The organism is Allorhizobium pseudoryzae, assembly GCF_011046245.1.
Lineage (GTDB): Bacteria > Pseudomonadota > Alphaproteobacteria > Rhizobiales > Rhizobiaceae > Neorhizobium > Neorhizobium pseudoryzae.
Map to the genome: position 1 here is coordinate 221,032 of NZ_CP049241.1, position 11,817 is coordinate 232,848.

The following is an 11,817-nucleotide window of genomic DNA, read 5'->3' on the forward strand; positions in this document are numbered from 1 at the left end:
CCCATTACCAATCCCACCAGGCCTGCCGGAAAATGGAACGGAGCGTGCCTGTCGGGATCTCCCGGACACCCATGTCAAGCGAGACCCTCCGCAGTATCTGCGGATGCACATATTGGACGTGATCGCCAGGGCCATAACGCTTGATCAACCAGCCCTAATCTTTCAGGCGTCTGGCCACCTCGCGCGGCGTCATCGGGCTTCGCTTAGGTGTCATGCGCAGCTCCTTGTTGTGTAATTATACACAACTGTTGTGACATCTTCAAGCTCAAGACGTCCTGTCACTGCCGACCAGCCTGTACATCCGCCGCTTGCGCGAATGGAAATTTCCATTACCTTTGTTATCAAAGGAGATCCGCAATGACATCTCTGACCGTGACGATGAAGGGCCAGGTAACGCTGAAACGCGAGCTGCTGCAGCATCTCGGCATCAAACCCGGCGAGCGCATCGTGTTCGACAAACTGCCCGGCGGAGAACTGCGCGTCCGAGCGCCCCGCCCCAGCGGCAGTATCGACACGTTCATCGGTCGTCATACGGGGAAGGTGAAGACTGCGCTCACCATCGACGATATCAATGAGATCGCCCAGTCCGGCTGGGCCGGCGAGGAATGAAGATCACCGTCGATACGAATGTTCTGGTACGAGCTGTCCTGCAGGACGATCCCGCGCAAGGCGCTGCAGCGGCGCGAATCCTCAAGGAGGCGACATTGATTGCCGTGTCCCTTCCGGTACTTTGCGAACTCGTCTGGGTTCTGCGGCGCGGTGCGAAACTATCGCGAGGCGAGATTGCCCAGACGATCCGCGACCTTCTGGCAACCGACAAGGTGGCCATGAACCGATCCGCTGTTGAAGCGGGTCTTGCCATGCTCGAGGCCGGAGGGGATTTCGCTGACGGCGTCATTTCCCATGAGGGTTTGTGGCTGGGAGGAGAGGCCTTCGTTTCCTTCGACCATCAGGCGGTGGCATTATTGGCCGCGCAGGGAAAAACGGCCCGCCCTGCAAGCTAACAACCCTCACTCGGGCCGGAACCGCCACTTCCGCTCGATCGCTGCCTCGAGGTCGAGCCCGTTGGCATAGGCAAACAGCAGAACATGGCCAAGCACATCCGCCGTCTCATCGGCGAGTTCACGGGCGAGATCCTCGGGCGTGCGGCCTTTGGGAAGGCCGCGGCCAGTCTTGCGGTTGAAGGCCTGGGTCAGTTCGCCCACCTCCTCGTGCAGTTTCAGCAGGTACCAATCCGGGTCGCGCGTCATTCCGTTTGCGTCCACATAGCGCAAGGACGCGGCCTCGAACTGTTGCATCAGCGTGGCGAGCATTTCCATGTTCTCCATTTGTTTCGTTTCATCCCAAACCGATTCGCGACGCAAGGTCCAGCGAAACGGCGGGACCAGACGGCCATATTCAATCATTGACAGCCAAGCGGCTGCGGCTCACAAACCGTGCCTTGTCCGTCCCTCCGTCATCGGAACACCGTCCTGATGCCCCTTTCCGAAAGCCTGTCTGCAACCGCCGATCAGCTTCTCATCGCCCATCCGCCTCAGCAGATCGCGCTGCTTTTTGCTGTCGCGCTGGTTGCCGGGCTGGCACGCGGTTTTTCCGGTTTCGGCGGCGCGCTCATCTTCGTGCCGCTGGCAAGTGCACTTGCCGGACCCCGCATCGCCTCACCGCTGCTGCTGGTGATCGATGCGACGATGACGCTGGGGCTTCTGCCGGATGCGGTCAAACGGGCGAACCGGCGCGACGTGCTGACCATGCTGATCGGGGCGCTGTTCGGCGTGCCGCTCGGAACGGCAGCACTCGCCTTTGCCCCGCCGCTCATCCTGCGCTGGACGATTTCCGTCATCGTCCTTGGCCTTCTCTGCTTTCTCATCAGCGGCTGGCGCTACCACGGAAAACCGAAGGCCCCGCTCAGCATCGCGACCGGCGCGGTCTCTGGCGTCTTCGGCGGCGTGGCACAGATGTCCGGGCCGCCGGTCGTCGCCTACTGGCTGGGCGGCGCCATCCCGCGGGAAACGGTGCGTGCCAATCTCGTGACCTATTTCGCGCTGAGTTCAGTCATTTCCGCGACCTCCTATATCAGCGCCGGTCTTTTGACTCTCGAAAGCCTGCTTCTGCCGGTCGCAGTCGGCCCGGGTTATGCGATCGGCATCGCCATTGGCTCTGCCCTCTTCGGCAAAGCGAGCGAACAGACCTTCCGGCGCATCTGCTACGCTCTGATTGCCTCCTCTGCTCTGATCAGCCTGCCGCTCCTGGACAACCTGCTGCGGTAGAGCAGGAAACAGCACACGTCTTCAGCAAGACTTAACCTTCTAGGCGCTAGCGTGCGCTTTCTGTTGGGTGGAAGGCAGGTTCGGCGGCACGCATGAGCGTAAATCTCGATGCCATTTGGCGCCGTGGCGTCAAGCGCGGCTTGATTGCCGGGGGACTGGAGACCGCACATGTGCTGGCGCGGCTCGGCCTGATGCGCCGTGCGCGCGGGCGTGGCGCGATCTTCACGCTCCATCACGTTCGTCCGTTTAAGCCCCGCATCATCGAACCGAACGCGCATCTGGAAGTGACGCCGGAATTTCTGGATCTCGCCATCCGGCGGCTCAGGGAGGACGGATACGACTTCGTGCCGCTCATCGAGGTGCCGGACCGTCTGCGCGCGCCCAAGGACCGGCCTTTTGCCTGCTTCACGCTGGACGATGGCTATCGCAACAATGCCGAGCATGCGCTGCCGGTGTTCGAGCGGCATGGCGTACCCTTTACGATCTTCATCAATGAGGGCTTTGCCGATCGCACGCACAGCATCTGGTGGGAAACTCTGGCGGCGATCCTGAATGCCGAACAGAGCCTGCGTTTCGATTTCGGCGCGGGTGAAGAGATTGTTCCTTTGGCGATGGAAACCCAGAAGCTCGACGCGTTCGACCGCTTTGCGCTGTTCATCCAGAGCGGAGACGAAGCAGAAGCCGTGACCGCGCTTGATGCTCTGGCCCGCCGCCACGGGGTGGAGCCGTTGAAGATCACCCAGAAGCTGACCATGGGACGCGACGAACTGGTGCGACTGATCCGCCATCCGTTGGCCAGCTTCGGCGCCCATACCGTCAGCCATCGGGCGCTGAAACGGCTGTCCGACGATGAAGCACGGCGCGAGATGCTGCGCTCGGCCGATTGGCTGGAGGCCTTGACCGGCGAGCGTCCCGTCACCCTCGCCTATCCCTACGGCACCGATTCGGCCGTGTCCCAGCGCGACCGGACGCTTGCGGCAGAACTCGGTTTTCAGGTGGCCGTCACCACGCGGCCGGGCACGATCTGCGAACGGTTTTCCGATCACCTGACCGGTCTGCCGCGCATCTCGCTGAACGGATACTATCAAGAACCCCGCTATGTGGCGGCGCTGGCGTCCGGCATTCCCTTCGCGCTGCACGCCGCCTGACGGTTCTGCCTGATCTCGCCCTTACGGATACATCCGCGTCTTCGACCAGCCCTGCCCGCCCTCTGCATGGCGGAATTCCACGCGGTCGTGCAGGCGGAACGGCCGATCGTGCCAGAACTCGATCGACTGCGGCTCGATGCGGAAACCGGACCAGTGCGGCGGACGCGGGATCTCGCCGATCGCATAACGCGCGGTGTATTCGGCCACCGCCTTTTCCAGCGCGAATCGGCCTTCCAGCGGACGGGACTGCTTGGACGCCCAGGCGCCGATGCGGCTGCCGCGGGGACGCGAGGCGTAATAGGCATCCGCCTCGTCATCGGAAACGACGCTGACCGGACCGCGTACCCGCACCTGACGGCGCAGCGACTTCCAGTGGAAGCACATCGCCGCCTTCTTCTGGCCCAGGATTTCCCGGCCCTTCTGGCTCTCGAAATTGGTATAGAAGACGAAACCGCGCTCATCGAAGCCTTTCAGCAACACCATGCGCACATTCGGCAGCCCGTCGGCATCCACGGTTGCGAGCGCAACCGCGTTCGGATCATTGATCTCGGAGGCTTCCGCATCCTTCAACCACGTGGCAAAGAGGGCAAAGGGCTCGTTCTCTTCGGTGAAGTCACCAGCTGTTAACCGTTCTTCCGACATATTGACTAAAACGCTCCTGATCTGATCGAATGCAGCCGTAGGACCTTTTCCGGATTGGACGCAAGGTGGCAGTGACTGATACGACAAAAAACCGCATTGGACTGCCCCTGTCATTTCCGGTTCGGACATTCGCATTCATTTTCCTCGCAGCGGCCGTCTCCGGCTGCACCAGCGGCAGCCTCGACCTTTTCGAGGGCGCCAGCAAGGTGGATCGCAACATCTCGACCGCCACCGTGCCGAAGCCGCCGCAGGAAACCGTCGCCGACCAGATCACCATCCTGAATGCCGTCACCTCCACGGATCTTTCCAAGCTGGGTGATTCGCCGCTTCCCTGGGCCAATACGACAACCGGAAGCGCCGGCGTCGTCTCGTCGATCCACGAAGCGAGCCGCAACGGCACCACCTGCCGGGACTTCATCACCACCCGCCATGCCTTCGACGGCATTGCCCAATACCGGGGCAGCGCCTGCCTCGATCCTGCCGGTCGCTGGATGCTCGTCTCCTTTGCGGCGCGCTCCTGAGACGCTCCTGATCGCTCTTGGCGCTTACCTTCCGGTAAGCTTAATTTTAGATCCAGCTTTCGCGTAAAAGCATATTTACCGGTTCTGCCGCTACCGTTCCTCCCATCGACGCCTCGGCCGGTCAGCCGGAACCCGAGGCTCATTTTGGGAGTTCATGCGAGGCAGCCTGTCGCCATATCGGGACGGCGCCCTCTTTTGACCGGTGGCTTTGATGCGCGATCCTTATTCCATTCTCGGCGTACGACGGGACGCACCTGCAGACGAGATCAAAGCAGCATGGCGTACGAAAGCCAAGACGCTGCACCCGGACCATAACCAGGACGATCCAACCGCGGCACAGCGTTTTGCCGAGATGGGCCAGGCCTATGACGTGCTGAAGGATCCGGAGCGCAGGCGGCGTTATGACCGGGCGGTCGAAACGCAGCAAACGATCATGCAGCAGCGCGAGGTGCAGCGGCAGGCCGAGGAACGGGCCAAGGCGGCGCGCGCCAAGGCCGAACAGGTAATGGAAGAACTTGCCCGGGCCAACGTGCAGGCCGGCGGTCAGGCAAAGGCCAAGACCGGGACACAGGGTCAGGCCTCCGGCGCCAGCGCAGCCGAAACGCCGGAAGAAATGGTCGAACGCATCTTCGGCACCTCCGCCGAGGCAAGAGCCGCGGGTGCCAAGCTTCACGAGCAGCAGCAGGCCCAGGCAAAGGCCGACGGCGCATCACAGGACGGCGCAGATGCCGAACCCGGGGCGGAGGCCGGTGCTGCGTCCGACACGACACCGAAGCCGGCGCCTCCCCTGCCGCTTCAGGCGCTGGAACTGATCACCTCGCTGATGCGCCGCATTCGCGGCGAAGTACCGCCGCCGGAAAAGGCGCCCGACCTGCTGGCCACCGCCAAGGTGACGCTCGACGACATGCTGAAGCTGAACGTGGCGACGGTGGCACTCTCCGACGGTCGCGATGTACGCCTGCCGCTGGAGGCCGGCATGACCGACGGCCAGGAGATCCGGATGAAGGGACAGGGCTTGCGTCTTCAGGGCATGCAGCGCGGCGATCTCGTCGTCACGCTCAAGATGGCCCGCGACGAGCGCTTCCAGGTGGACGGTTACGATCTGCACACGGTTCTGTCGATCTCCCTCGAGGATGCCGTCCTCGGCGGCGAACATGAGGTGGAGACACCGGGCGGCAAGATCCCGATTTCGGTTCCGGCCTGGTCCGGTTCGGACCAAAGCGTTACCGTTCCGGGCCTCGGCCTCCTGAAGGAAGGCGGCGAACGCGGCGATCTGATCGTTGAACTGCGCGTCATCCTGTGGGAAAAACCGGACGCCAAGGTGGTCGACCTGATGCGCCACATGCGCCACGGCCTGTTTGTTTGAAACTTTTGCGACAGTTTCCAGCCCGCGCACCCTTTGTTACGCTGGCTTACAGGAGATGATCCCCGTCAAGCTTGAACGCGCTGGCGGGCTATGCCATAGGCATCCTTCGTTGATAGTTCAGAGGGACGAGTATGGCTCAGGCATCTGGCCTCATGGCAGGCAAACGTGGCATCATCATGGGTGTCGCGAACAATCGCTCTATCGCTTGGGGGATTGCTAAGGCCATTCATGCTCAGGGCGGCGAAGTGGCGTTCACCTATCAGGGCGACGCAATCAAGAAGCGTGTCGAACCGCTGGCCGCCGAACTCGGCGCGGTCCTCGCTGGAAATTGCGACGTCGCGGACGAAGCTTCGATCGATGCCGTCTTTGCCGATATCGAGCAGCGCTGGGGCAAGATCGACTTCCTGGTGCACGCGATCGGCTTTTCCGACAAGGACGAACTGACCGGCCGTTACGTGGATACCACGCCGGAAAACTTCGCCAAGACCATGCAGATCTCGGTCTACTCCTTCACCTCGGTTGCGCGCCGGGCGGAGAAGCTGATGACCGATGGCGGCTCCATGCTGACGCTCACCTATTACGGTGCCGAGAAGGTCATGCCGAACTACAACGTCATGGGCGTTGCGAAGGCGGCTCTCGAAGCGAGCGTAAAATATCTCGCCGTCGATCTCGGCCCGAAGAACATTCGCGTCAACGCGATCTCGGCCGGCCCGATCAAGACGCTGGCCGCTTCCGGCATCGGCGATTTCCGCTATATTCTGAAGTGGAACGAATACAACGCACCGCTGCGCCGCACCGTGTCGATCGAGGAAGTGGGTGATGTTGGGCTCTACATGCTCTCCGACCTGTCCCGTTCGGTGACCGGCGAAGTGCATCACGCCGACAGCGGCTACCATGTCATCGGCATGAAGGCCGTGGACGCACCGGACATTTCGGTCGTCAAAGATTGATCTGAACGCATCCGAAGGCAGGCACCGTGCTCATCTACATGATCCGCCACGGGCAGACCGACTGGAATGCCGAAGGCAGGCTTCAGGGCCAGAAGGACATCGGGCTGAACGACAAGGGGCGCGCGCAGGCGCGCCACAATGGCGCGACGCTTCGCATGCTGGTCGGCGACCGTGTGGGGGCGTTCGATTTCGTCGCCTCTCCCCTCTCCCGCACCCGCGAGACGATGCAGCTCGCACGCGGGGAAATGGGGCTCGACCCGCTCGACTACCGCACCGACGACCGGCTGGTCGAACTGTCCTTCGGGGACTGGGAGGGCCATACGCTGGACGAGATCCGGGCTGTGGCGCCGGATCGTCTCAAGATGCGCTCCCGGCAAAAATGGGCTTTCATTCCGCCCGGCCCCGATGCCGAAAGCTATGAGATCCTGTCATGGCGGGTGGGCGCCTGGCTACAATCGGTGGAGAAACCCACCGTCTGCGTCAGCCATGGCGGCGTCATCCGGTCGGTGCTGAAGCTCGTCGGCGGGTGGGATGAACTTGAGGCGGCCCGCTGCGATATCCCGCAGGACCGCGTGCTGGTCATCGAGCGCGACAAGGATCGCGCCGAGTGGCACCAGATCTAAGACCTCTTTTTTCGTCTTATTGCATGACCTGCAGGTCATCCACCATGCGGTTGCCATCGACCACCGTATAGAAGACGACAACCTTCACACCCGCGCTCAGGCCGTCGAAGTTGAACTCCTCCGGCACCTTGTAGACCTTCCCGTCATCGAGGGTGAGGTTGAGCTTCTTGGTGTCCACTGCCTTAATGGTCGCCTCCACGTCCATGCTCTGCGAGAAGGCAGACAGGGGAGACAGCAGGCTTGCCGTGGCCAGAAGGGCGGAAATCAGGATGCGCATCTGTGGAACTCTCATGAATCAAGCAAGCCTTACAGAGAACCGTTTTCTCGTTCGAATGTGGCGAAATTTGCCCGCTATGGCGACAATTTTATTATAATAGGACGCATTGTCCCCACGGACTGGGCGAGAAAGCCATTCTGGCGCAATCGCGCCTTTCAGGCAAATGCGCACCCGGACAGACAAGATCGTATCCTTCCCCCGAGTCTTGCTGTCATCCGCTGTAAAACGCTCTCTTGACCGGAAGGTCTGGCGGAGGGGTTAAGCGCAAACCACTAGAAATCCCCCTCAAGTTTATGGGCCCAAGCGCAATCGGATGTTAACTGGCGGGCCGTAACTTCCTTGAAAAGCTCGGTAATACAGGGAAGGTCCAGGCGCTTGCTCTCCAGGCTCATGATGAACAGGCACATGGACCATGCGTATCGACGGTATCGTGGCCCGATCGCCATTGCCGTTGCCATCGCCTTGATGGTCATCTGTGGCGGCGTCGTCATGGATTACCAACGGACGAAAAGCCATCAGCTTGCCCTCAAGGAAGCGGCCGACCTCAACGTCAATGTCATCCTGAAGCAGTTGATCGAGCGGCTGGACAACCAGTTGTTTGCCGCCGACGGTCTTGCGCATACGTTGAAGGAGCATGGCAGCTTCGCCGTGCAATCCATTGATGAGCCGGTTCGCCATGAGCTGGAGCGCAGTCCTGCCTTGCTGGCCGTTGTCATCGCACCGAACAATCAGCTCGCGCGGCTCATCACCAGGACCACGGCCATCGGCGACGGCACGCATCCTCTGAACGGCACCGTCGCCGGCATCAATGTGGACAACCTTGCACGGCAGCTTCGCGACTTCGATGCGTCCGACCGCAGCCTGCTTGTGGAAAGCGCCGAAGACACGACGCTGACGCTGGCGGTGCCGCTGACGGATGCCAAGGGACGCGATTGGGGAACGCTCGCCCTGTTGATCGACGAGCATCAGTTCCTGCTCGACGCGGGCATCAGCCCCTCGACCTCCACCATGAACATTCAGGAGACCACCAAGACCGGCTGGATGCATGTCTCCATCCAGCACCTGGGCTCTACGGGCACAACCCGGCTGACGGGGACGGATCTGTCCGACCTGGCGCCGATCGTCTCGTCCATTCCGGTCCCAGGCGGTGCCTGGGAGATTGCCGCCGCACCGCATGGCGGCTGGGATGCCGCACCGGACGATCAGGGATCCTTCCGGCTGCTTCTTGCCTTCGGCGGCTTTGCAACCATCATCCCCGTCTTCGTGGCGAGCGTGCTGGTGGCCGAACGCAACCGGCACATCACGATGTTGAAGTCGCGGGAATCGAAGCTCGTCGAGTTGTCGCAGCGTTTCAGCCTCGCCATGGAAACGTCCAATATCGGCATCTGGGAAGTCACGGGCGACAACCATCTCTCCTGGGATGCGCGCGCCGCCGCTCTTCACGGCCATTTCGGCGAGGTGGCGGACAACCGCCTCGAGGAATGGCTTCAGTCGGTCTATCCCGAGGATCTCGATGCCGCCGAGGCGCATTTCTTTACCTGCATCTGCTCGACCGGCCCCTGTTCGCAGGTCTATCGCGTGCAAACGCCAGAAGGAGATGTCCGTTATCTGAGATCCGCGGGTGCCAGCTACCGCAATGCCGATGGCACGACGCGCACCACCGGCATCGTCTGGGACATCACCTCCGACATGATGGTGAACCAGACGCTGCGCAGCGCCAAGGAAGACAGCGACATCAAAAACGCCGAGCTGGAACTGGCGCTTGAGGAACTTTCGAACCGCGAGCAGGAACTGGAAGAACTGTCCAGCCGCCTTGACCTGGCGCTCGCCTCCTACAATTGCGGGATCTGGGAATCGAACCTCGAGACGGGGAAGGAAATCTGGGACGCTCGCATGTGCCAGCTCTACAACGTCCCGTACACGGACGGCGTCATTGCCAGCGACAAGTGGATCAGCCTCATCCATCCCGATGACCGCCCCCGGGCTGAAGAGATACGCCCGAAGTTTCCGCGCGGCGACCAGAACTCTCTCACCGTGCGCGTTCCCCTGCCCGACGGCAGCATCCGCTACGTCCGCTCGTTCGGCAAAAGCCACGTGATGCGGGACGGCGCCCGCAAGATTGTCGGTATTGCCTTCGATGCGACCGAAGACATGCGGATGACCCAGGAGATCGAGGCCGCCAAGCACGAGGCGGAAGCCAAGAACATCGAGCTGGAGCTGGCGCTGGACGAGCTGTCGAACCGCGAACAGGATCTCGAGGAACTCTCCAGCCGTCTCGACCTGGCACTGGCTTCCTATAATTGCGGAATCTGGGAAGCCACGCCGCAAGACCGCACGGAAGTGTGGGATGCCCGCATGTGCCAGCTTTACGGCATTGCCTCGACGGGTCGGACCGTCACGAACGAACAATGGCTTGCCATGGTTCACCCCGATGACCGGGAAATGGCACTGCACATCTCGCCCAACCTGCCCGTTTCCATGAAGGAACCGCTGACAGTGCGCGTGCCGCAGCCGGATGGCAGCATCCGTTACGTGCGCTCCTTCGGCAAGGCACACAGCATGCGCGACGGGACGGTGAAGATCGTCGGCATCGCGTTCGACGTGACGCAGGACATGCGCCTCACCCAGCAGCTGCAGATCGCCAAGCGGGATGCCGAGGCCAAGAACGTCGAGCTGGAACTGGCGAAACAGAGCATCGAGCACAACGCGCTGCACGATCCGCTGACCTTGCTCGGCAACCGCCGCAAGCTCGATCTGGAGCTCGACGCCTTGTCGCGGGACAGCCAGAGCTCCCGCCTGAGCGCGACGATCCTGCATCTCGACCTCGACCGCTTCAAGCAGATCAACGACACGCTGGGCCACGCCGCCGGTGACGCGATGCTGACGCATACGGCGACGATCCTGCGCAACGTCGTGGGCGCCGGGGCCGTCGTTGCCCGCATCGGCGGCGACGAATTCGTCATTCTCCTGCGCCATACCGCCGATACGGCGGAGGTCTCGGAGCTTGCCAACCGCATCATCAGCGAGTTCCGCCAGCCGATGGATTTCGACGGTTTCTCCTGTCGCTGCGGTGTCTCCATCGGGATTGCCCAGGCCAACGGCATGCGCATCGATGCCCGTCGCCTGCTGATCAATGCCGACATTGCGCTTTACCGGGCCAAGGCCGAGGGGCGTAACCGCTTCGAGTTCTTCACCCAGAACCTGCAGGCGGAGATCATCACGCACAAGCGCACGGCCGACGAGTTGCTGAGCGCGATCGAAAACGGAGAATTCACAGCCTGGTACCAGCCACAGTTCTGCGCCGATTCCCGCGAAATGGTTGGCGTCGAAGCGCTTGTGCGCTGGAACCATCCCTATCGCGGCATCGTCGCGCCGGATGCCTTCCTGCCGATTGCCGAGGACCTTAATGTTTCGGCGGTGATCGACCAGATCGTTTTGGAAACCGTGCTGAAGGACCAGATGCGCTGGGCCGCCGCCGGCATCAGCGTACCGCGCGTCTCCGTCAACGTCTCCTCCAAGCGCCTGCATGATGAAAGCCTGGTCTCGACGCTGGAGACGCTGTCCATCACGCCCGGCCGGATTGCCTTCGAACTCGTTGAATCCATCTTCCTGGACGAGAGCGAAGACATCGTCACGCACAATCTGGAGCGCATCAAGGCGCTCGGGATCGACATCGAGATCGACGATTTCGGCACCGGCCACACCTCCATCGTCAGTCTTCTCAAGCTGAAGCCGAAGCGACTGAAGATCGATCGCCAGCTGGTGATGCCGATCATCACCTCGCCGCAGGAGCGCTCGCTGGTGCGCTCGATCATCGAAATCGCCAAGTCGCTCGGGGTCGAGACCGTGGCCGAGGGCGTCGAGACGATGGAACATGCCGCACTGCTGCGCAACCTCGGCTGCGACCTCCTGCAGGGTTACGCCTTTGCCCGTCCCCTGCCCTTCGCGGACTTTGTCGATGGCGCCCGCAATGGTTTCCGCAAGGTCGCCTGAACCGGCGACACAGCGTTCATCAGTCGAGAC

At 61.9% G+C, this 11,817-nt stretch carries 13 protein-coding genes; 9 read left to right on the plus strand and 4 right to left on the minus strand.

What is annotated here, in order from left to right:
* Window positions 1–4: 4 nt before the first annotated feature.
* Window positions 5–109, minus strand: a complete 105-nt coding sequence (locus G6N78_RS01285; RefSeq protein ID WP_306416210.1) for a type II toxin-antitoxin system HicA family toxin — start codon at window positions 107–109, stop codon at window positions 5–7.
* A 248-nt stretch (window positions 110–357) separates the two neighbouring features.
* Between G6N78_RS01285 and G6N78_RS01290 the strand changes: the two genes are divergently transcribed.
* Both G6N78_RS01290 and G6N78_RS01295 read left to right on the plus strand, forming a co-directional pair.
* Window positions 358–609, plus strand: coding sequence for an AbrB/MazE/SpoVT family DNA-binding domain-containing protein (locus G6N78_RS01290; RefSeq protein ID WP_165214861.1), 252 nt, complete (start codon window positions 358–360; stop codon window positions 607–609).
* Entirely contained in the window at window positions 606–1,004 is a 399-nt protein-coding gene (locus tag G6N78_RS01295) for a type II toxin-antitoxin system VapC family toxin (RefSeq protein ID WP_165214864.1), read from the plus strand. The genes G6N78_RS01290 and G6N78_RS01295 overlap by 4 nt, the downstream gene beginning before the upstream one ends.
* A gap of 6 nt (window positions 1,005–1,010) precedes the next feature.
* Here G6N78_RS01295 and G6N78_RS01300 read toward each other — a convergent pair whose 3' ends face one another.
* The gene (locus G6N78_RS01300) at window positions 1,011–1,313 is read right to left on the minus strand and encodes a MazG nucleotide pyrophosphohydrolase domain-containing protein (RefSeq protein WP_165221124.1); all 303 of its coding nucleotides are present in this window, start codon (window positions 1,311–1,313) and stop codon (window positions 1,011–1,013) included.
* Between the two features lie 162 nt (window positions 1,314–1,475).
* Here G6N78_RS01300 and G6N78_RS01305 point away from each other — a divergent pair, with 162 nt between their 5' ends.
* Complete coding sequence (locus G6N78_RS01305; RefSeq protein ID WP_165214867.1) at window positions 1,476–2,267, plus strand: sulfite exporter TauE/SafE family protein; 792 nt, start codon at window positions 1,476–1,478, stop codon at window positions 2,265–2,267.
* Window positions 2,268–2,359: 92 nt separating this feature from the next.
* Window positions 2,360–3,415: a polysaccharide deacetylase family protein gene (locus tag G6N78_RS01310; protein ID WP_165214869.1), complete on the plus strand. Its 1,056-nt coding sequence runs from the start codon at window positions 2,360–2,362 to the stop codon at window positions 3,413–3,415.
* Window positions 3,416–3,436: 21 nt separating this feature from the next.
* On the opposite strand, the gene pdxH is transcribed toward G6N78_RS01310, so the two are convergent.
* On the minus strand, window positions 3,437–4,057 hold the full coding sequence (gene pdxH / locus G6N78_RS01315) for a pyridoxamine 5'-phosphate oxidase (RefSeq protein WP_165214872.1): 621 nt from the start codon (window positions 4,055–4,057) through the stop codon (window positions 3,437–3,439).
* Window positions 4,058–4,128: 71 nt separating this feature from the next.
* On the opposite strand from pdxH, the gene G6N78_RS01320 reads away from it, so the two are divergent.
* The 4 genes from G6N78_RS01320 to G6N78_RS01335 all read left to right on the plus strand — a co-directional run bounded on the left by G6N78_RS01320 (window position 4,129) and on the right by G6N78_RS01335 (window position 7,517).
* The gene (locus G6N78_RS01320; RefSeq protein WP_234905854.1) at window positions 4,129–4,578 is read left to right on the plus strand and encodes an RT0821/Lpp0805 family surface protein; all 450 of its coding nucleotides are present in this window, start codon (window positions 4,129–4,131) and stop codon (window positions 4,576–4,578) included.
* Between the two features lie 211 nt (window positions 4,579–4,789).
* Window positions 4,790–5,944, plus strand: a complete 1,155-nt coding sequence (locus G6N78_RS01325) for a J domain-containing protein (RefSeq protein ID WP_165214875.1) — start codon at window positions 4,790–4,792, stop codon at window positions 5,942–5,944.
* 131 nt (window positions 5,945–6,075) lie between these two features.
* Entirely contained in the window at window positions 6,076–6,894 is an 819-nt protein-coding gene (gene fabI / locus G6N78_RS01330) for an enoyl-ACP reductase FabI (RefSeq protein ID WP_165214878.1), read from the plus strand.
* 26 nt (window positions 6,895–6,920) lie between these two features.
* A complete protein-coding gene (locus G6N78_RS01335; protein WP_165214881.1) occupies window positions 6,921–7,517 on the plus strand; it encodes a histidine phosphatase family protein in 597 nt (198 codons plus the stop codon).
* Between the two features lie 16 nt (window positions 7,518–7,533).
* Here G6N78_RS01335 and G6N78_RS01340 read toward each other — a convergent pair whose 3' ends face one another.
* Window positions 7,534–7,794 carry a DUF1344 domain-containing protein gene (locus G6N78_RS01340; RefSeq protein ID WP_165214884.1) on the minus strand — a complete coding sequence of 87 codons (261 nt, stop codon included), beginning with the start codon at window positions 7,792–7,794 and terminating at the stop codon, window positions 7,534–7,536.
* 405 nt (window positions 7,795–8,199) lie between these two features.
* Between G6N78_RS01340 and G6N78_RS01345 the strand changes: the two genes are divergently transcribed.
* Window positions 8,200–11,787 carry a bifunctional diguanylate cyclase/phosphodiesterase gene (locus G6N78_RS01345; RefSeq protein ID WP_165214887.1) on the plus strand — a complete coding sequence of 1,196 codons (3,588 nt, stop codon included), beginning with the start codon at window positions 8,200–8,202 and terminating at the stop codon, window positions 11,785–11,787.
* Window positions 11,788–11,817 lie beyond the last annotated feature (30 nt).

Coding starts and splice junctions, on each gene's coding strand:
- G6N78_RS01290 (WP_165214861.1), top strand. CDS start 358: ATGACATCTCTGACCGTGACGATGAAGGGCCAGGTAACGCTGAAACGC.
- G6N78_RS01295 (WP_165214864.1), top strand. CDS start 606: ATGAAGATCACCGTCGATACGAATGTTCTGGTACGAGCTGTCCTGCAG.
- G6N78_RS01300 (WP_165221124.1), bottom strand. CDS start 1,313: ATGCTCGCCACGCTGATGCAACAGTTCGAGGCCGCGTCCTTGCGCTAT.
- G6N78_RS01305 (WP_165214867.1), top strand. CDS start 1,476: ATGCCCCTTTCCGAAAGCCTGTCTGCAACCGCCGATCAGCTTCTCATC.
- G6N78_RS01310 (WP_165214869.1), top strand. CDS start 2,360: ATGAGCGTAAATCTCGATGCCATTTGGCGCCGTGGCGTCAAGCGCGGC.
- pdxH (WP_165214872.1), bottom strand. CDS start 4,057: ATGTCGGAAGAACGGTTAACAGCTGGTGACTTCACCGAAGAGAACGAG.
- G6N78_RS01325 (WP_165214875.1), top strand. CDS start 4,790: ATGCGCGATCCTTATTCCATTCTCGGCGTACGACGGGACGCACCTGCA.
- fabI (WP_165214878.1), top strand. CDS start 6,076: ATGGCTCAGGCATCTGGCCTCATGGCAGGCAAACGTGGCATCATCATG.
- G6N78_RS01340 (WP_165214884.1), bottom strand. CDS start 7,794: ATGCGCATCCTGATTTCCGCCCTTCTGGCCACGGCAAGCCTGCTGTCT.
- G6N78_RS01345 (WP_165214887.1), top strand. CDS start 8,200: ATGGACCATGCGTATCGACGGTATCGTGGCCCGATCGCCATTGCCGTT.